Annotated in this window: 19 protein-coding genes and 1 pseudogene; 13 read left to right on the top strand and 7 right to left on the bottom strand. The window is 60.9% G+C overall.

Going from position 1 to position 18,258, the window contains the following annotated elements:
* Positions 1-5: 5 nt before the first annotated feature.
* The 9 genes from ccoO (at position 6) to AC04SF_RS00060 (ending at position 8,192) form a co-directional block, all read left to right on the top strand.
* Positions 6-737, top strand: a complete 732-nt coding sequence (gene ccoO, locus AC04SF_RS00100) for a cytochrome-c oxidase, cbb3-type subunit II (RefSeq protein WP_488475983.1) — start codon at positions 6-8, stop codon at positions 735-737.
* A 10-nt stretch (positions 738-747) separates the two neighbouring features.
* Entirely contained in the window at positions 748-897 is a 150-nt protein-coding gene (locus AC04SF_RS00095) for a cbb3-type cytochrome c oxidase subunit 3 (protein ID WP_202351169.1), read from the top strand.
* Between the two features lie 2 nt (positions 898-899).
* The gene (gene ccoP, locus AC04SF_RS00090; protein WP_488475982.1) at positions 900-1,763 is read left to right on the top strand and encodes a cytochrome-c oxidase, cbb3-type subunit III; all 864 of its coding nucleotides are present in this window, start codon (positions 900-902) and stop codon (positions 1,761-1,763) included.
* A 161-nt stretch (positions 1,764-1,924) separates the two neighbouring features.
* The gene (gene ccoG / locus AC04SF_RS00085) at positions 1,925-3,490 is read left to right on the top strand and encodes a cytochrome c oxidase accessory protein CcoG (RefSeq protein WP_488475981.1); all 1,566 of its coding nucleotides are present in this window, start codon (positions 1,925-1,927) and stop codon (positions 3,488-3,490) included.
* Entirely contained in the window at positions 3,487-3,984 is a 498-nt protein-coding gene (locus tag AC04SF_RS00080; RefSeq protein WP_488475980.1) for a FixH family protein, read from the top strand. Before ccoG ends, AC04SF_RS00080 begins: the two co-directional genes overlap by 4 nt.
* The gene (locus tag AC04SF_RS00075; protein ID WP_488475979.1) at positions 3,981-6,263 is read left to right on the top strand and encodes a cation-translocating P-type ATPase; all 2,283 of its coding nucleotides are present in this window, start codon (positions 3,981-3,983) and stop codon (positions 6,261-6,263) included. The genes AC04SF_RS00080 and AC04SF_RS00075 overlap by 4 nt, the downstream gene beginning before the upstream one ends.
* The gene (ccoS, locus tag AC04SF_RS00070; protein ID WP_488475978.1) at positions 6,260-6,424 is read left to right on the top strand and encodes a cbb3-type cytochrome oxidase assembly protein CcoS; all 165 of its coding nucleotides are present in this window, start codon (positions 6,260-6,262) and stop codon (positions 6,422-6,424) included. The genes AC04SF_RS00075 and ccoS overlap by 4 nt, the downstream gene beginning before the upstream one ends.
* An 82-nt stretch (positions 6,425-6,506) precedes the next feature.
* Complete coding sequence (locus AC04SF_RS00065; RefSeq protein WP_488475977.1) at positions 6,507-7,184, top strand: CBS domain-containing protein; 678 nt, start codon at positions 6,507-6,509, stop codon at positions 7,182-7,184.
* A gap of 309 nt (positions 7,185-7,493) precedes the next feature.
* Positions 7,494-8,192, top strand: coding sequence for a CBS domain-containing protein (locus tag AC04SF_RS00060; RefSeq protein WP_096454957.1), 699 nt, complete (start codon positions 7,494-7,496; stop codon positions 8,190-8,192).
* Positions 8,193-8,415: 223 nt separating this feature from the next.
* On the opposite strand, the gene AC04SF_RS00055 is transcribed toward AC04SF_RS00060, so the two are convergent.
* The 6 genes from AC04SF_RS00055 to AC04SF_RS00030 form a co-directional block, all read right to left on the bottom strand.
* A complete protein-coding gene (locus AC04SF_RS00055) occupies positions 8,416-8,967 on the bottom strand; it encodes a hypothetical protein (RefSeq protein WP_488475976.1) in 552 nt (183 codons plus the stop codon).
* A 138-nt stretch (positions 8,968-9,105) separates the two neighbouring features.
* Positions 9,106-9,549, bottom strand: a complete 444-nt coding sequence (gene ccmE / locus AC04SF_RS00050) for a cytochrome c maturation protein CcmE (RefSeq protein WP_488475975.1) — start codon at positions 9,547-9,549, stop codon at positions 9,106-9,108.
* 3 nt (positions 9,550-9,552) lie between these two features.
* Positions 9,553-10,686 (bottom strand): c-type cytochrome biogenesis protein CcmI, encoded by a 1,134-nt coding sequence (gene ccmI, locus AC04SF_RS00045; RefSeq protein WP_488475974.1) that lies wholly within the window; start codon positions 10,684-10,686, stop codon positions 9,553-9,555.
* A gap of 190 nt (positions 10,687-10,876) precedes the next feature.
* Positions 10,877-11,146 carry a DUF6455 family protein gene (locus tag AC04SF_RS00040; protein WP_488475973.1) on the bottom strand — a complete coding sequence of 90 codons (270 nt, stop codon included), beginning with the start codon at positions 11,144-11,146 and terminating at the stop codon, positions 10,877-10,879.
* 66 nt (positions 11,147-11,212) lie between these two features.
* Positions 11,213-13,882: a magnesium-translocating P-type ATPase gene (gene mgtA / locus AC04SF_RS00035; protein ID WP_488475972.1), complete on the bottom strand. Its 2,670-nt coding sequence runs from the start codon at positions 13,880-13,882 to the stop codon at positions 11,213-11,215.
* A gap of 7 nt (positions 13,883-13,889) precedes the next feature.
* Entirely contained in the window at positions 13,890-14,702 is an 813-nt protein-coding gene (locus AC04SF_RS00030) for a universal stress protein (protein WP_488475971.1), read from the bottom strand.
* 138 nt (positions 14,703-14,840) lie between these two features.
* Here AC04SF_RS00030 and AC04SF_RS00025 point away from each other — a divergent pair, with 138 nt between their 5' ends.
* On the top strand, positions 14,841-16,493 hold the full coding sequence (locus AC04SF_RS00025) for a PAS domain-containing sensor histidine kinase (RefSeq protein ID WP_488475970.1): 1,653 nt from the start codon (positions 14,841-14,843) through the stop codon (positions 16,491-16,493).
* Entirely contained in the window at positions 16,480-17,094 is a 615-nt protein-coding gene (gene fixJ / locus AC04SF_RS00020) for a response regulator FixJ (protein WP_488475969.1), read from the top strand. The genes AC04SF_RS00025 and fixJ overlap by 14 nt, the downstream gene beginning before the upstream one ends.
* Here fixJ and AC04SF_RS00015 read toward each other — a convergent pair.
* The gene (locus AC04SF_RS00015; RefSeq protein WP_488475968.1) at positions 17,091-17,354 is read right to left on the bottom strand and encodes a hypothetical protein; all 264 of its coding nucleotides are present in this window, start codon (positions 17,352-17,354) and stop codon (positions 17,091-17,093) included. The two genes, fixJ and AC04SF_RS00015, sit on opposite strands and share 4 nt — an antisense overlap.
* Positions 17,355-17,445: 91 nt before the next feature.
* On the opposite strand from AC04SF_RS00015, the gene AC04SF_RS00010 reads away from it, so the two are divergent.
* Entirely contained in the window at positions 17,446-17,850 is a 405-nt protein-coding gene (locus tag AC04SF_RS00010) for a universal stress protein (protein WP_096454943.1), read from the top strand.
* A 181-nt stretch (positions 17,851-18,031) separates the two neighbouring features.
* A pseudogene (locus tag AC04SF_RS00005) lies at positions 18,032-18,258 on the top strand (5-aminolevulinate synthase); the annotation flags it as partial.

The following is an 18,258-nucleotide window of genomic DNA, read 5'->3' as shown; positions in this document are numbered from 1 at the left end:
CAGTCATGGGCTTGATGGACAAACACGCGATCATCGAGAAGAACGCCACGCTTCTTCTGATCGGATCGCTGCTGGTCGTGACTGTCGGCGGCATCGTCGAAATCGCGCCGCTCTTCTACCTCGACAATACCATCGAGAAAGTCGATGGCATGCGACCCTATACGCCGCTCGAACTCGCGGGACGCAACATCTACGTCCGCGAAGGCTGCTATCTCTGCCACAGCCAGATGATCCGGCCGTTCCGCGACGAGGTCGAGCGCTACGGTCACTACAGTCTGGCGGCGGAGTCGATGTACGACCATCCGTTCCAGTGGGGATCCAAGCGCACCGGCCCTGATCTGGCACGTGTAGGCGACCGCTACTCCAACACGTGGCACGTCCAGCATCTGACCGATCCTCGCTCGGTGGTGCCGGAGTCAATCATGCCGAGCTACGCGTTTCTGAAGGACAACCCGATCGAGGTGAAGGATTTCTCCACCCACCTCGTCGCCAATCGGCGTGTGGGCGTGCCCTATTCCGACGACATGATCTCCCACGCCAACGCCGATCTTATGGCGCAAGCCGATCCCAACTCCGACACGACCGCGCTGCTAGCGCGATATCCGAAGGCAAAAGTCGGGGATCTGGACGGCAATCCGCAGCAGGTTACCGAGATGGATGCTCTCGTCGCCTACCTGCAGGTGCTGGGCACGCTCGTCGATTTCAAGAACTACGACGAAGCCGCTGGATACCGTTGAAGGACAGACAATGGACTACAATTTGATGCGGGAATTCGCTGACAGTTGGGGCCTGCTTGCCATGGCGCTGTTCTTCGTCGGCTGTATCGCCTTCGCGCTCCGTCCAGGCGGCAAGACGCAGGCCGATCACGCTGCCCAAATCCCGCTTAAGGACGACTGACCATGAGCAACGAGCATATCGACGAAGTCTCGGGCATTTCGACGACCGGTCACGAATGGGACGGGATCAGGGAGCTCAACAACCCTTTGCCGCGGTGGTGGGTGATAACCTTCTACATCACGATCGCATGGGCCGCCGCCTACACGATCGCCTATCCGGCTTGGCCCCTGCTGAGTTCCGCCACAAGAGGCGTGCTGGGCTATTCTTCGCGCAACGAGGTGAAGAATGAGCTCGCCGCTGCGGAAGCAGCCAAAGGCAAATTCGTCGCCGCCATCCAGGACAAGTCCGTTTCGGAAATCTTGAGTGACGACGCGTTGCGCGAATTCGCGGTTGCGGCCGGCGCAGCCACGTTCAAGGTCAATTGCGTCCAGTGCCATGGCTCGGGCGCTCAAGGATCGAAAGGTTTTCCGAACCTCAACGACGACGATTGGCTATGGGGCGGCAAGCCCGACGAGATCCAGCAAACGATCATGCATGGTATCCGCTTCACGTCCGACCCGGACACAAGGCAATCTGAGATGCCCGTTTTCGCCGACATCATTACCCCTGACCAGATCGCTCAGGTCAGCGCCTATGTCGCCAGCCTCTCGGGCAAGGTCGGGGATGCGAGCCTGGTCACGCCCGGCGCCAAGGTCTTCGCGGACAATTGCGTGGCCTGTCACGGCGCCAACGCCAAGGGTAACAAGGAGTTTGGCGCACCCGACCTGACCGACGCCATCTGGCTCTATGGATCGGGCGAGACGGCCATCGCGGCGCAAGTGCGTGCGCCCAAGCACGGCGTCATGCCGGCCTGGCTTGGTCGCCTGGGCGATACCAAGGTCAAGGAGCTGGCGGTCTATGTGCATTCGCTTGGCGGTGGAGAATAGAAAACGGGGGTCTATTCTCTGGCCCTTACCGTACAGGCGACGAGGCCCGGCTAGCGCCGGGCCTCGATCTGTTTCCACCCGCGCTTTGACCTGCATCAACGCGGTGCGGCGTGACCGGCGGCTAGAACATCCGCCAGGCATTGTCGTTGCCCCGTTGGAGAATGCAGGTGTTGGATCAAAAACAGGTCGAACGGCTCGAGGCCGAGGCGGTCAACTCGGCCAAGACGCGACAGCCCCTCTATGCCGCGCGCAAGAAGATATTCCCCAAGCGGGCCTCCGGGCGTTTCCGTCAGTTCAAATGGCTGGTAATGGCCATCACGCTCGGCATCTACTACCTGACCCCCTGGTTGCGCTGGGATCGCGGCGCCTTTGCTCCCCACCAGGCCGTTCTGCTCGATCTGGCCAACCGCCGCTTCTATTTCTTCTTCATCGAGATCTGGCCGCAGGAATTCTACTACGTCGCCGGACTGCTGATGATGGCAGGCGTCGGCCTTTTCCTCGTCACCTCCACGGTCGGGCGCGCCTGGTGCGGCTATGCCTGCCCACAGACGGTCTGGGTCGACCTGTTCCTGGTTGTCGAACGCGCCATCGAAGGTGACCGCAACGCCCGCATCAAGCTCGACGCCGCGCCATGGAGCGCGCGAAAGCTCATGCTGCGCATATCCAAGCACGCCATCTGGCTGGTGATAGCCGTCGCGACCGGCGGCGCGTGGATATTCTATTTCGCCGACGCGCCAACGCTTGCCATGGACGTGGCAAGGGGCACCGCCGCCCCTGTCGCCTATGTGACCATTCTCATACTGACCGCCACCACCTACACGTTTGGCGGGCTCATGCGCGAGCAGGTTTGCACCTATATGTGCCCATGGCCGCGCATCCAGGCCGCCATGTTGGATGAAAACTCGCTGACCGTCACCTACAATGACTGGCGCGGCGAGCCGAGGACGCGGCATGCCAAGAAGAGCCTGGCCGCCGGACAATCGGTGGGCGACTGCGTGGACTGCAATGCCTGTGTGGCGGTCTGCCCGATGGGGATTGATATTCGCGACGGCCAGCAGTTGGAGTGCATCACCTGCGCGCTGTGCATCGACGCCTGCGACGGTGTCATGGACAAGCTTGGCCGCGAGCGCGGCCTGATCGCCTATGCCACGCTTTCAGACTACAATGCCAACATGTCGCTTGCGACCGCCGGCGGCACCACGCCGGTGAACCCGGCTCTCGTCAGGACGGCCAAGGGGACGTTCGCCGACGGCCTGGCACACTTCCATCTGCGCAACATCTTCCGCCTGCGCACATACATCTATCTCGGCACATGGTCGGCGATCGGACTGGCGCTGGTCTATTCGGTGGTGACGCGCGACCGTCTCGAACTCAATGTCCTGCATGACCGTAATCCGCAATTCGTCACCTTGTCGGATGGCTCGATACGCAACGGCTATACCGTCAAGCTGTTGAACATGATCCCGGAGCCGCGGACGATCGAGGTCAGCCTGCAGGGGCTGCCAGGCGCCGAAATGAATGCTGTTGGTATCGATCTCCCGGCAGCCCAGTCGTTCACGACAGTGGCCGACCCTGATCGGTTGAAGATGCTCAAGGTCTTTGTGCGCCAGCCGGCGGGGCAGGTCGCAAGCGCCGCGCAGACATTCAAATTCCGGATCAAAGACCAGGGCGGCGTCGAGTCCGCCGAATACATCGCCACATTCAATGCACCGGAGATCGCGAAGTGAGCGCCCAACCGCAGAAAGTCCGCGAGTTCACCGGCAAGCACATGTTGTTCACGATCGTCGGTTTCTTTGCCGTCGTCATCGCCGTCAACGTCACCATGGCGACACTCGCAAGCACAAGCTGGACCGGGCTGGTAGTCGAGAACACCTATGTCGCCAGCCAGCAATTCAACCAGAAAGCCAAGGAGGGACGCGCCCAGGCAGCGCTTGGCTGGACAGCCAAATTGACGATCGCATCGGGCGAAGTCGGCTATTCATTGAGCGATGCGACCGGCAAGCCGGTCACCTTGCGCGCGGTAAAGGTGCTGTTTCGCCATCCTGCTTATGAGGCAGAGGACAAGGTTGTCATTTTGGCGGCAGGCCCAGGTCAGGAATTCAGTGCCCGGCATACTCCGAAGGACGGTGTCTGGATTGTCGAGATTGATGCCGATGCCGGCCTGGCCGAGCCCTATCGCGATGTACGCAGGATCATGATTTCCAAGGGGACGATGCCATGAGCTGCTGTGCACCCGGCGCAGAAATGGCATTGGACTATACCACCGCCGTCATGCCATCGAGCGCCGAGATCAAACTGGCGAGCCGCTCGCTCGGCGGCGATCTCCACCAGACCGACCTATCGGTGCCGTCCGTTCATTGCGCGGCCTGTATCCACACGATCGAAACGGCACTCTCCAGGCTCGAGCACGTCGAAAGCGCTCGCGTCAATCTGTCGACGAAGCGCGTATCGGTGCGCTGGCACGGTGACGAGGTGCCGCCCTTGTTCGCAACCCTTGGCCGCTCGGGATACCCGGCGCATCTCTTTGATCCCGAAGTGGTCGGGAACGACAAGGCGCTATCCGAACTTATCCGCGCAGTCGCGGTCGCCGGTTTTGCCGCTGGCAACATCATGCTGTTGTCGGTTTCGGTCTGGTCCGGCGCCCAGGGCGCGACGCGTGACTTATTTCACTGGGTCTCGGCGCTGATCGCCGTCCCGGCCCTGTTCTTTGCCGGTGGAATCTATTTCCGTTCGGCGGCGAACGCGCTCCGCCATGGCCGCATGAACATGGACGTGCCGATCGCGGTCGGCGTTTCGCTGGCTTACGCCATGAGCCTTTACGAGACGATCAACCACGGTGAGCACGCCTATTTTGATGCTTCCGTATCGCTGCTGTTCTTCTTGCTGATTGGTCGCACGCTCGACCACGTCATGCGCGAGCGGGCGCGGACGGCCGTCAACGGCCTGTCGCGGCTCGCACCGCGCGGCGCCGTCATTTTGCGCGGTGAAGGCGTCCGCGAATATTTGCCGGTCGGCGAGATCCTGCCGCATATGCAGCTGCTGATCGCGGCCGGAGAGCGAATCCCGGTTGACGGAACCATTCTCAGTGGCACCTCGGACCTCGACTGCTCGCTGGTTTCAGGCGAGAGCACGCCCAGAACCGTCGGGACTGGCGCGCACATCCAGGCCGGCATGCTCAATCTCACCGGTCCCCTCACGATGGAAGCGACAGCCGCCGCGAAGGATTCCTTCCTGGCGGAAATGGTCCGGTTGATGGAAGCCGCCGAGGGCGGTCGATCGAAATACCGCAGGATTGCCGATCGGGTCTCGGCCCTCTATGCGCCCGTTGTCCATCTTGCCGCCTTCTTGACGTTTCTCGGCTGGATGGCGGCGGCCGGCGACTGGCACCAGGCAATGACGATCGCGATCGCGGTTCTCATCATTACCTGCCCATGCGCGCTGGGTCTTGCCGTGCCGATCGTTCAGGTTGTCGCGGCGCGGCGTCTGTTCGAAGCCGGCGTGATGGTCAAGGACGGTTCGGCCATGGAGCGTCTGGCCATGGTCGACACCGCGCTGTTCGACAAGACTGGAACGCTGACGCTCGGCCAACCGAGGCTGATCAACGCTTCGTCCATCGACCCGACCATGCTGGCGATCGCGGCCGACATGGCCACGCATTCCCGCCATCCCTTTTCAAAGGCGATAGCGCGCTTTGCGAGTTCCCCTACACAACCCAGGCTCGAAGCGGTGAGCGAGCACCCTGGCTTCGGCATGGAGGCTGTCACCGAGGGCAACACGTGGAGGCTTGGCCGCCGCGGTTGGGCCGGCTGGAAAGCAAGGACCGGCGGCGAAGGCAAAGCCGGCGGCTATGGTGGGACAGTGCTGACCAAGAATGGGATGATCGTCGCCACTTTCGCATTCGAGGATGCCATGCGCGCCGATGCCAGGCTGGCGCTGGAGAAACTGAACGACAGCGGCGTTTCGATCCAGATGCTGTCTGGCGATACTGCCAAGGCCTGCGGCGAAGTCGCCGGCACTTTGGGTATCGAGGACTACGTCCCGTCGCTCCTGCCCTCCGGCAAGGTCGAATGCGTAGAGGCACTGACGAGGGCGGGCCATAAGGTGCTGATGGTGGGTGACGGGCTCAACGACACGCCGGCGCTCGCGGCCGCTCACGTCTCGATCGCCCCAGCGACGGCCGCCGATGTCGGCCGCAACGTCGCTGACTTCGTCTTCCTGCGCGAGAGCCTTATCGCCGTGCCGCTCGCCATCGAAGTGTCGCGCAAGGCCAAGCATCTGATCCGGCAGAACCTTGCCATCGCGATCATCTACAACGCAATTGCCGTTCCGATCGCCATAACCGGACATGTGACGCCACTTATCGCGGCTATCGCGATGTCCGCCTCATCCCTGATCGTGATTGGAAACGCCATGCGCCTGCAGGCCTTCAAGGGTCTGTCGTTCGCCGGCACAAAGCCAGGCCGGCGCGCAGGTACACACGTAGCGGCGCAACCATCATGACCACACTCGTCTACCTCATCCCGGTAGCACTCTTTCTTGGTGCCCTTGGACTTACCGGCTTTTTGTGGGCCCTAAGAAGCGGTCAGTATGAGGACCTCGATGGCGCCGCCGAGCGCATTCTCATCGACCGCGATGACGGCGCGGCCCCTCGTTCCAAGTGACCCAGATCAAAGCGCCGCGGGTCGCGATGTCCCATTGTCGTTGACGAAAAATCGGAGGGTGAAAATGCTAGCCGAAGCCATAATGACCAAGCCGGTCATCACGACGGATGGGAACGCGACGATCACTGAAGCGGTCGAGCTCATGCTTTCAAGCAAAGTCAGCTGCCTCCCCGTGATGGATAGCGACGGTGCCCTGGTTGGCATTTTAAGCAAAAGCGACTTGTTGCGCCGAGAGGAACTTGGGACTGAGCGGGTGCGTCCTCGTTGGCTGGAGTTTGATCTCGGGCCAGGTACAATCGCCAACGACTATGTTCGTTCGAATGGACGCATCGTCCATGAGGTGATGACCACAAACGTCATTTCCGCGCCTCCAAGCGCCTCGATTGCAGATATTGTCGACCTGATGATGCAACACCGCATCAACAACGTGCCTATTGTCGATCGGGAAAAGGTCGTCGGCATCATTACAAGAACTGATTTGCTGCTTGTCCTGATCGGTGCCCTGCCTAAACAGGACACCACGTCAACCGATGACGGCCTGATCCGCAAGGCTATACTTGCCGAACTGCAGGGCCGATCGTGGAGTGGTGGTGACTCGATTGATGTCAGGGTCAGCGAGGGCGTTGTCGAACTGACGGGGGCTATTGTCGACGAGCGTCAACGCAAGGCAGCAATCGTTGCGGCGGAAAACGTTGCCGGCGTCCGGCAAGTGAGGGACAACTTCCGCAGAGATCCGTTCTCGGTCACGATGGTTTCGTAGCTGCAAGAAAAGGCGGCAACGCAAAGCCGAGCCGTGCCGGGTTCTGCTTTCCTCCCACTTCCCATTGGACTTGAGGTCGTCGGCGACTTTCTTCGGCATATATGGCACTCGTCCTGCTTGGCGAGCACGCTGGCGGCAATCAAGACGCCGGTGTGGTGAATGCGATGGTGGACTCCCCCGGCATGGTCGGGACGCAATGATCGCGGCACCGGTTCTCAGCCGCGAGGTTAGCGGTTCGAAATGATTCAGATCAAGGACGGAGGGACCGAGATCCCGATATGAAAAGGGAAACTATCCCAGGAGGCAACCATGCAAGCCGAAGCGATTATGACGACACCGGTTATTGCAATTCACCCTTCTGCGTCAGTCGCCGATGCAGCGGCACTAATGCTTGCCAACAAGATCAGCGGCCTTCCCGTTGTTAGCAGCGACGGTGAACTCAGGGGCATTGTCAGCGAGGGCGACTTCCTTCGCCGCCGGGAACTGGGCACCGAGCGCAAGCGCCCACGCTGGCTGGAATTTTTGATCAGTTCGGGGAAGGCCGCCGAAGAATATGTCCTGGCCAACGCACGGCGCGTCGACGAGGTGATGAGCGACAGCGTCGTCACCGCAACGCCCACAACGTCACTTGCAGCAGTCGTCGATCTGATGACCCGTCACAATTTCAAGCGCATTCCGGTCGTCGCCGAGGGAAAGGTGGTTGGCATTATCACCCGCTCCGATCTCGTTCGCGCGTTGGCGGGCGTCTTGTCAAACACGTCGTCAGCTGCGGCCAGCGACGAGGAGATACGAGACAGGATTGTCGCAGAACTCTCGGTACAAAAATGGGCTCGAGCCGACATGGTCGGCGTCGCCGTGGAAAATGGCGCGGTGGAACTGAGCGGCGCCATATTCGACGAGCGCGAACGCCAGGCGGCGATCGTGGCCGCGGAAAACGTCCCCGGAGTCATATCGGTAAAGGACAGTCTTTTCTGCGCTGGACCCGTGTCCGTCATTCTCGTTTCTTAGACCCTAAGCTTCGGCTGATGTCCTTAGCCACAGGCAGTGGTCGTTCGCGTGCAGCCAAGCAATCTCGGTGAACGGCTTGTCGTCCGCCTTGCTCCCCTGCCGACCTCCCCCTCGTACTTCAGGCATTAAGCCACACGCCTTGGGCATAGGACGCTCGTCATGTGCCCGCGACAAAGTGCCAGCGCATAGCGGGGTAAGCCTCCGCCGCTTTCGCCCTTTCCGCTCAGGTCGCCGTGAACTGTATCATCAATGGTCTTACCAGCAGAAGCGCGAACGCAATGAGCGCCGCGCCAGCGACCCTGTCTGCTAGGCTTCCGTCGTCGCCAAGCCTCCTGCCAAGCAGAACCCACACCGACCCGGTGGCAAGCGTGACGAGGAGCAATACAATCCAATAGATCGCCAGCGAACGTGGCCCGCTATCGGTTGGCACGATTGCCAGGCAGTAGATGAACGCCTTTGGATTGATAGCACTGGTTGTGAGCACGGAAATTCCGCCGCCTTCTCTGGGCGAACTGATCTTGGTACTCAAAAGGAGACGTAGCCCGAGGGCTCCAAGCCACAGAGCTGCGATAAGCTTGAGGGTTTCGCTTGCCCCGGGCGGCATCCACGGACGCAGCGAAAACCAGCAGGCGGCAGCAACCCCATATCCGCATGCCTGCGCAGTCAAAAGCGTCAACGCCCTATGCCGCTTGACGCCTCCCGCCAGCAAAAGGGCGTTGGTTGGCCCCGGCGCGACAAAGAGCAGAAAGGCTTCGAAAAGAACGACGGGGTCCAAACTTCTTATCCTATGGATGCAAGACCACCATCGAGTGCAAAAGCGCCGGTTGCGTTGATACGCGTCAAAACTCAAGCGTCAACATGGTGCTGCCCGATGCGGTATCGGTCTCCCGAAGGCCAAAAGCTGGTCGAGGCCCTACTCGCTTTTGCTTTGCTCCCAAACGCCCCTGGCCTTCAAGCCATCGGCGACTTCCTTGGGCATATAGCGCTCATCATGCTTGGCCAATACGCTGTCCGCGATGAAGACGTGACCCGGACCGAAGGCGCCCTCGGTGATAACGCCCTGCCCCTCGCGAAAGAGATCAGGCAGAATGCCGGTATAGGTGACCTTTACCGACTTCTGCTCGTCGGTGACGAAAAAGGCGACGCTGGTGCCTTCCCCGCGCACGATGGTGCCCTTTTCGATGAGGCCGCCAAGGCGGATGCGCTGGCCGGGCTGGACGGTTGCCGTGGCGAGCTCGGCAGGCATGTAGAAATAGGAAGCCTTCTGGCCGAGCGCGTAGAAGGTTAGACCGGTAGCTGCGCCCAGAAAGGCCAGTCCGGCCACGATCACCGACAATCGCTTCTGTTTTCGCGTCACCTCTTACTCCGTCGCCGTTACGCCGAGCGAGACGGCAAAGGCGGTGAATTTCTTGGCTTCGTCGCTGCCAGTGCCAAAGGCAGCTACGGCACGGCTGAGCGCGTCGCGCGCCTGCACTGGCATGCCGAGTACGGCATAGGATCGAATGAGCTGCATCCAGCCCTGCAGGTCGCGCGGATTCTGCTTCAGGCCGCTATCGAGGCCGGCGACCATGGTTTCAATCATTGCCTGGCGGTCCTGCTGCAGCATCTGTCGTGCCGCTTCCATCTGCTGGGCGTCCGGGCCGTTGACCGGCGCTTCGGCGGCAACCGATGGTTCGGCCGCCTGCCCGAGCGCCTGCTGGACGGCGCCAAGCCAAGGAGAATCGGGCGGCAGCGTCTCAAGCATCTTTTGCCAGACGGCGGTGGCTTGCGCCCTCTTGCCCTCCTGCGCCAAGCCCATCGCCAGGTAGAAGCTTGCCTTGGCGTTTGCGGGATCGAGCGTTAGCGCCGCCTGGAACGCGGCTTGCGCGTCGGCCGATACGATGCCGCCGGCGGCGTTGGCGATCGCTTCGCCGAGGCCCGTCTGGCGAGCGGCGCTGCTGCCGTTTAGGCGGATCGCGTTACGATAGGCGGTCACCGCCGCGGGGAAGCGCTGCAGGCGCAGATAGACCGGCGCCAGCACGTCCCAGCCCTTGCCGTCGGCGGGGTTGGCGGCAAGGTGGGCTTCGGCGCGGGCGATCAGCGCGTCCACGGAGGAATTGGTGGGGCTGTTGGCAAACCTTGCTGCCAGCGGCTGCGAGGGGAGAGCCGGCGAACCGAGCTTGCCGTAAAGGCCCCAGCTCACCAACGGTATTGCCAAGACCGCGACTGTCGCCACGAATTGCGTGACGCGCGTGGACCGTTTCGTTTCCGCACTGGGCTCGGCGGCAGCGAGACGCAAGATGCGGCGGCCGATCTCGGTGCGCGCTTCCTCGGCCTCTGCCGATTGGATCAGCCCACGCGCCACGTCACGGCCGAGTTCGGCAAGCTGATCGCGATAGACTTCGAGATCGTGATCCGCGGCGGCGGGACCCCCCTTGATCCCTCCGATCAGCGGCAAAAGCACTGCCAGGCAAGCGCCGAGCGTGAGGGTTGCGGCTATGACGCAGAACAGCATGGCACTTCCAATTGAGGCAGGCCCGCTTGCCAATACTGAGAACGATATCATGACCGCGGATGGATCTGGACCAACCCGTTCGGGTGGATTTTACATCGTCCGCGCCACGCGGTTTGTCAGCGTTCGGCCGGATTTTGCCGAGCAAGCCTACGGGACTTTCCGGCTTTCATGACGCCTCGAGATGTCTGCATTAGCGATGGTCCGAAATAGACTGCAAGCGCGCGATCAAGTCACTGTTGCGGCAATAGGCAGGAGGATGATCGGGGTGCTGCGTTTCGTCGAGCCAAGCCGCGCATTCGTCCTGATGGCCGCAAGACCGGCATCTGTCCACGGCACGATTCGAGACTGCAACGTGATCCGCGACGACCTTCAGCTGCCTGTCGACCCCCAGTTTGCGCATCATACGGCCCATCAAGGCCGTTCTCGCGTCAACTGTGATCAAGTAATCGAGAAGACTCATGTCGCTCACTCCTTTCCCTGCGTTGTAGCCAATTTGTGGTGTTCGACATTGATCTGGATCATCTGGCTAGCGCCCGGCTTTCTCTGTTCCCGATGCTCGTGCGCCAATCTCTTTCATTGCCCTCGGCCGAGCACCGCCGCGCCTGCCTTTGTCGAACAGCCAACGCTTGGTGAGTTCGGACGCCACCACATAAAGGGCTGTGATTCCTACCAGCCCCGCGAGCACTGGCAGGGGCAACGGCACAAAGCCGAACCAAGGAGCAAATGGGGTATACGGAATAAGCACGGCCACGACGGCAATGCCAAGCGCAAGGCCGGCAAGCAAGCGGCTTGGGCGGCTTACCCAGAAAGCCTTCTGTGTCCGTACGATCAGCAGGATGGAGAGCTGGGTAAGCAGGGATTCGACAAACCAGGCTGTCTGGAATGTGGTTACGGCGGCGTGCACGATAAAAAGAAGAAAGGCAAAGGTCACGAAGTCGAACAACGAACTGACGAGGCCGAAACTGATCATGAACCTACGCACGAAATGGATGTCCCAGTGGCGGGGCCGCCGCAGCTGATCCGCATCGACATTGTCGCCGGCGATGGACAAAGCGGGGATATCGGAGAGGAAATTGTTGAGCAGGATCTGCTTTGCCAGGAGCGGCAGGAATGGCAGGGCCAGCGAAGCGGCAGCCATGCTGATCATATTGCCGAAATTGGCGCTGGTTGTGATCGAGATGTATTTCATCGTGTTGGCGAAGGTCTTTCGGCCGTCGTCGACCCCGCGCACCAGAACAGCAAGATCCCGCTTGAGCAGGATGATGTCGGCGGCTTCGCGCGCGACATCGACGGCGGTGTCAACCGATATGCCGATATCAGCCTCATGTAGCGCCGGTGCGTCGTTGATGCCGTCGCCGAGGTACCCGACAACGTGGCCGTTTCTGCGGAGCGCTTCGACGATACGCTCCTTCTGGTTAGGATCGATCTCGACGAAGAGATCCGTGGAGCCGACACTGGCGAACAGCCCATTCTTCGTCATTTTCGACAGGTCTTCGCCGGTCATGATCCTGTCGGCACGAAGACCCACGGCTTGCGCCAGATGCGCGGCAACATAGCGGTTGTCGCCAGAAATGACTTTTACCGCGATTCCGCGATGGGCAAGCGCCGAGAGCGTTTCCTTCACGCCCACTTTTGGCGGATCGAGGAAAAGCAGAAAGCCGGCAAAGCCAAGCGCGCTTTCATCGCTCCTGGTGAATTTCGACTGGCCTGCGAACCGCCGGATCGCGAGCCCAAGCACACGATAGCCCTGCGCGCTCCAACGCCGAAACTTGTCGTCAATCGCCGACCGTTGCCGCTCGTCCAAGGCGCCGAGTTTCCCATCGGCGCCGAGGGCGAAGTCGCAAACCTCAAGAATGTTCTGCACAGCGCCTTTGCTGATCAGAAGCTGTTCAGCCTTGTCGTGGAGGACCACGACGGACAGGCGCTTGCGAATGAAGTCGTAGGGAATTTCTTCGACTTTGGTGAACGCTGACGGATCGAGGTCTCCAAGCGGAGTGGTTGCGATTGCCTCGTCGAGCGGGTTCTTCAGTCCGGTCTGAAGCGTTGCATTGAGGTAGGCCCACAGCTGGATATTGCCTGACGGGTTGCCTTCGACATCTAGGCATCCGTCGAGATGAATAACGCCCTCGGTCAGAGTTCCTGTCTTGTCCGTGCAAAGAAGATCCATGCTGCCCAGATTCTCGATGGCATCGAGTCGACGCACAATGACGCCGCTCGCCGCCATGGTCCGAGCCCCTCGGGCAAGTGTTACGCTGATGATTGCAGGCAGCAGTTCCGGCGTAAGCCCGACGGCGAGCGCCAGGGAAAACAGAAGCGATTCAATCAGCGGCCGTCCAAGCATCAGATTGGCGAAGAAGACCATGATGACGATAGCCAGCATGATTTCGGTCATCAGGTAACCGAACTGCCTGATGCCACGGGCAAAACCGGTTTCTGGGATACGGCGTTCGAGAGCGCTCGCGATAAGAGCGAACTCGGTGCTCGATCCCGTGGCCACGGCAAGCACCTTCGCCTTGCCGCTGCGAACCGAAGTGCCGGCAAAGACGGTGTTGACCCGCTGCGCGATGCCAGCCTCGGGGGCGGAGCGTCCCGCCGACTTCACTACCGGGAAGGTCTCACCCGTCAGCACGGCTTCGCTGACGTTGAAATCCTGCGATTCCAGAATGACGCCGTCGGCCGGGATGAGATTTCCAGCCGCGAGGCTGATCACGTCGCCAGGGACGATGTCCTGAGCGTCTATTGAACGTTCAAAGCCATCCCGCAACACGCTGGCTTTGCGGGAAATGCGCTGCCGGAGCGCTTCCATGGCGCGGGACGCGCCATACTCTTGCGTGAAGCTCAGGATGCAGCTCGCCAGCACGATCACGCCGATGATCGCGGCTTCATTGCCTTCGCCGACGAAGCCCGACACGATCGCCGCAAAAATGAGGATGAGAACCAGCGGACTGCGGAACTGGCCGGCGAAAACAGCTGCGGCCGATCGTCCAGACCGCGACGCCGTCAGCGTGTTTCGACCAAATTTTGCCAGCCGGGCCGCCGCGTCCACACCGGACAGCCCGGTCGTGGACGTCTGCAGTTGCTTCACCAATTGCCCTGCGTCAAACGACCAATAGGCTTCCGGCAAATGGCGAGCCGGTTGCGTGTCGCCCGCCTCGTATGTCGAGTGTTGCGCCAGATCGATTTTGCCGATCGACATCACAGTCTCAGTACGACATCAGACGATTGATGCCGCTCTCCTGCAGAAGCGTCCGGGTCATGCCGCCGAACGCCCATTCCCGCAACCGGCTGTGACCATAGGCGCCAGAGACGATCAGGTCCGCGTGGATAGAGCGCGCAAACACCAGGAGGCGTTCTCCATTCTCCTCGCCCGAAAGTATTTCGGTCCTCGCCATGATGCCGTGATGCTCAAGATAGACCGCTACGTCGGCGAGGCTGTCACGGACATTGTCATCGGGATTGCCATCGGTCGTGGCGACGACCACCTCGTTGGCCTTCGACAGGAAGGGCAAGGCATCGGCGATAGCTCTGCGCGCCTCCCTGGTATCCTTCCAGGCGACAAGCGCGGTCTTGGCCAGGACATGCTCGAAATTGCTCGCTGCAACGAAGACCGGCCGGCCGCTACCGAGTGCCAGGCTTCCGATATCGACGGCGCGAAAGACATTTTCGCCCTCCTCCCCGCCGGTCACGATCAAATCGCAAGCGCGGGCAACTGTGCTGAGCAAGCGGGTTGGACTGCAGACCTGCTGCATCCATTCGCTGCTGATTGAGGACGGAACCAGCCTCTCGAACGCGCCGCGCAGTTCGGCAAGCCGCTTTTCGATTTCGGTGCGCTGGATCTGCATGACCTCGCCCTCGTAGACCAAACCCTCGCCGGTCGAGACCAATGGCGGAACATCCGCCGCCGCAAGGCCGATCAGATGAGCGTCGAAGCGCCCAGCAAGGCCGGCGGCAAGTTTCACGATAGGCGCGGGATCGGCGTCCACGGCGAGGTTGACGATTATTGACTTGTAGGACATGAAAACGCCTCGCGCTCACGATGGTCGGGTGCGCCAAACTTTGCATCGGGCGGGCGCCACCGCCTTGATGCGGGTCAAACGACGCTGGCTGGCCTATCCCACCGGCCATGGCTCTTGGGTCGGTTTGCGTGCGACGGGATGAGTGCTACATCAGCCAGTATTACCGGTTCTCAACTCCAAGGGCAGCAAGTGAGCAAGAAGGCGCCAGTCTCATCCGACCGGGAAACCGCGCCGCCAGTGCTTTCCGAGGCTAACCGGAAGGAACCGCGCGGCGCCGCGGAACATGAGCTTCTCGCCCTGATGTTTGACCAGGCGCCCGGTTTCATGACCTTGCTGAGCGAACCCGGCCATATCTTCCAGCTGGCCAATGCCGCCTATCAGAGTTTGATCGGTCATCGCCAGGTCATTGGCAAATCGGTGCGCGAGGCCTTGCCCGAGCTTGAGGGTCAGGGCTTCTTCGAACGGCTCGATCAGGTAAGCGAGACGGGCGAGCCCTATGTCGGGCGCAGTGTCAAGGTCGTCCTTCGCAATGCGCACGATGGAACCACGGAGCAACGCATCCTCGACTTCGTCTACCAGCCCATCAAGGCTGAGGACGGTCACATCACCGCGATCTTCGTCCAGGGCACGGATGTCAGCGACCTTTCCTTCGCCAATGCTGCCCTGCAGTTGCGCGAGGACCATCTGCGCTCAATTCTGGCGACGGTTCCCGACGCAATGGTCGTCATCGACGAGCAGGCGCATATCCAGTCCTTCAGCACCGCGGCCGAGGCGCTGTTCGGCTATAAGTCAAGCGAAGTCATCGGAGCCAATGTCAGTATCCTTATGCCGTCACCCTATCGGGAGGAGCACGATGAGTATTTGCACCGGTATCTGAGCACGGGCGAGCGCCGGATCATTGGTCTGGGCCGAACCGTAACAGGGATGCGCAAGGACGGTTCGACGTTTCCCATGGAACTTGCCGTCGGCGAGATGCACCCGGGGACGGGACGTTTCTTTACCGGCTTCTGCCGCGATCTCACCGAGCGGCATAAGGCGGAAGCCCGCATACAGGAGCAGCAGCAGGAGCTGCTTCATATGGCTCGCTTCACCGCGCTGGGCGAAATGGCTTCGACACTCGCCCATGAGATCAACCAGCCCCTGACGGCCATCACCAACTATCTCAAGGGCAGTCGCCGGCTTCTGGAAAAGAGTAAGGATGACAACGCCGATATGTTGCGTGAGGCCGTCGAGCAGGCTGCGGAGCAGGCCTTGCGCGCCGGAGACGTCATTCGCCACCTGCGGGATTTCGTCGCCAGAGGCGAAAGCGAGCGTCAGGTTGAGCGTTTAACGACAATTATCGAGGAAGCCTCGTCCCTTGCCCTGGTGGGCGCAAGGGAAGCCGACGTGCGCGTCAGCTATGAGCTCGACCCGGCAGCAGAACTTGTCTTGACCGACCGCATCCAGATCCAGCAGGTTCTGCTCAACCTGATGCGCAACGCGGTGGAAGCCATGCAGGGAGCGCCACGTCGTGAACTGCGAGTGGTTACCAGGACACGCGCGGACGGCATGGCGGAGGTCAGCGTGAAAGACACCGGCCCCGGCCTGGCGCCGGAGATTTCGGCGCAGCTGTTCCAACCGTTTGTAACCACCAAGAAACAGGGCATGGGTGTGGGGCTGTCCATTTGCCGCACTATCGTCGAATCGCATGGCGGTCATATCTGGGCTGAGGCAATGCCTGGGGGTGGAACAGCTTTCAGGTTCACCCTGCGCATTGTCGAGAAGGATGAGGTCGCCAATGGCAAGCAATGAAGTCGTGCACGTGGTCGACGACGACGTCGACGTTCGAAAGTCGCTGGGATTTCTTCTCGCAACGGCTGACTTTGCCGTGCGCCTGCACGAGTCGGCCACGGCCTTTTTGGCCACGGCGACGAAAGATATTGAAGGCTGCATCCTTACCGACGTGCGCATGCCAGGCATCGATGGTATTGAATTTCTGCGGCAGCTGAGAGCGCGCGGACAGACTGTCCCCGTGATCGTCATGACGGGTCACGCCGATGTTGCGCTGGCTGTTCAGGCGATGAAAGAGGGAGCTGCCGATTTCATTGAGAAGCCCTTCGACGATCAAATCCTCATCGATGCAATCCGCCTGGCCCTGGATAATCGTAGTCATTCGACTGTCGCCCACCCGCAAGCCTCGGAGATTCACAAGAGCCTATCCACGCTTTCAGAGCGCGAGCGGCAAGTGCTCGATGGTCTTGTCTCCGGCCTGCCGAACAAGACAATCGCTTATGATCTTGGAATAAGCCCACGCACGGTCGAGATCCACCGCGCGAATGTCATGAGCAAGATGAGGGCAGGCAGCCTCTCGCATCTTGTCCGCATGGCGTTGATCGCCGACTCCAACCATTAGGACGAAGCAGGACGCGACTCCGCCTGCTTGTTGCCTGGCTCCCAGTCACGCCAATGGGTCGGACGGATGTCGACGCGAGCACCAGTCGTGGCGTCCTTCCAGCCTTCTCGCGCTTTTTCACACGGAAATACGAGCGTGTGCGGGCCGTCTTCATCGATGACGGCCAGTTCGAGGCTGCGGCCATATGGGGCGCTTGCGATCGGATTCCACATCGAGCCATCGTGAATGAAGGGCTCGTGATACGCTTTGATTTGAATCATTTTTCGCGACCGCCAAGTGCTGTTCGCGATGATTTAGGGTTAGCACACCCATCGGGCCGCACAGTTAGCGTCTGCCCGAGCATGGCGGCTCATGAAGAAGCCCGCATCGCCGGAACGCAGGAACCGCGAGTACGCGATCTGCGTCACCGCGCAGACGGCTGGCGAAAAGTTCAAATCATCGACGACGACGAGACACGTGGTCGTCGACGCCCTGCCCCTGCTCGTTGGCGCTCGTGATGTGCTCATTGCAACCGTGCGCGATGCAGAGCTGGCACCGCGCGAGAATGTGGCCGACGTCAAGCTCTTCCTTGGGCGCCACGGCGCCAAAGCCCGCTCGGAAATACTGGATCGGCGCCTTGGAGAGGCTTCTGAAGCGGCCCTTCAACTGGCAAGCACTATAGCCGCCGATCTCGTTGTGCTGGGTCGCTATGGGTACAGCCGTGTGCAGGAAGCACACGACAAACCCTCAATGGCGAGCGGATCATCCACCGGATGAACCTACTCCAATCCGCCGATCGCAAAAGCGTGCCCAAGCACCGCGATCCTCTTGAGACGAGCTATCGAACACATCAATGAATTGACTTGGCTCAATGCGAGCCTGCCCGCCAAGCACAAAGGTGATGCCACGAGCTTCGACGAGGTGTCGCGGCCATTCCGTTCCCTCAGGAGACTTTGACATGAACTACCGGCGGTTCTTCGAAGAAGCGATCGACCAGCTCCATGCGGAGCGTCGCTATCGTATCTTCGCCGACCTCGAGCGCATCGCGGGCAAGTTTCCGCGCGCCATCTGGCGTTCCAATGGCCGCGCCGAGGAAATCACCGTCTGGTGCTCCAACGACTATCTCGGCATGGGCCAGCACGCCGATGTCATCGCCGCGTTCCAGGAAGCGGCCGGCAAGATGGG

It is taken from the genome of Mesorhizobium sp. CNPSo 4671 (assembly GCF_057784245.1).
The sequence above is the reverse complement of the archived record's forward strand: the minus strand, read 5'-3'. Positions and strand labels throughout refer to the sequence as shown.

What these genes read in the sequence shown, in the direction of transcription:
- ccoO (WP_488475983.1), top strand. Translation starts at nt 6, where the DNA reads ATGGGCTTGATGGACAAACACGCGATCATCGAGAAGAACGCCACGCTT.
- AC04SF_RS00040 (WP_488475973.1), bottom strand. Translation starts at nt 11,146, where the DNA reads ATGAGTCTTCTCGATTACTTGATCACAGTTGACGCGAGAACGGCCTTG.
- AC04SF_RS00095 (WP_202351169.1), top strand. Translation starts at nt 748, where the DNA reads ATGGACTACAATTTGATGCGGGAATTCGCTGACAGTTGGGGCCTGCTT.
- ccmI (WP_488475974.1), bottom strand. Translation starts at nt 10,686, where the DNA reads ATGCTGTTCTGCGTCATAGCCGCAACCCTCACGCTCGGCGCTTGCCTG.
- AC04SF_RS00075 (WP_488475979.1), top strand. Translation starts at nt 3,981, where the DNA reads ATGAGCTGCTGTGCACCCGGCGCAGAAATGGCATTGGACTATACCACC.
- ccoP (WP_488475982.1), top strand. Translation starts at nt 900, where the DNA reads ATGAGCAACGAGCATATCGACGAAGTCTCGGGCATTTCGACGACCGGT.
- ccoS (WP_488475978.1), top strand. Translation starts at nt 6,260, where the DNA reads ATGACCACACTCGTCTACCTCATCCCGGTAGCACTCTTTCTTGGTGCC.
- mgtA (WP_488475972.1), bottom strand. Translation starts at nt 13,882, where the DNA reads ATGTCGATCGGCAAAATCGATCTGGCGCAACACTCGACATACGAGGCG.
- AC04SF_RS00010 (WP_096454943.1), top strand. Translation starts at nt 17,446, where the DNA reads ATGAAGAAGCCCGCATCGCCGGAACGCAGGAACCGCGAGTACGCGATC.
- AC04SF_RS00065 (WP_488475977.1), top strand. Translation starts at nt 6,507, where the DNA reads ATGACCAAGCCGGTCATCACGACGGATGGGAACGCGACGATCACTGAA.
- AC04SF_RS00060 (WP_096454957.1), top strand. Translation starts at nt 7,494, where the DNA reads ATGCAAGCCGAAGCGATTATGACGACACCGGTTATTGCAATTCACCCT.
- ccoG (WP_488475981.1), top strand. Translation starts at nt 1,925, where the DNA reads ATGCAGGTGTTGGATCAAAAACAGGTCGAACGGCTCGAGGCCGAGGCG.
- fixJ (WP_488475969.1), top strand. Translation starts at nt 16,480, where the DNA reads ATGGCAAGCAATGAAGTCGTGCACGTGGTCGACGACGACGTCGACGTT.
- AC04SF_RS00030 (WP_488475971.1), bottom strand. Translation starts at nt 14,702, where the DNA reads ATGTCCTACAAGTCAATAATCGTCAACCTCGCCGTGGACGCCGATCCC.
- AC04SF_RS00025 (WP_488475970.1), top strand. Translation starts at nt 14,841, where the DNA reads ATGAGTGCTACATCAGCCAGTATTACCGGTTCTCAACTCCAAGGGCAG.
- AC04SF_RS00015 (WP_488475968.1), bottom strand. Translation starts at nt 17,354, where the DNA reads ATGATTCAAATCAAAGCGTATCACGAGCCCTTCATTCACGATGGCTCG.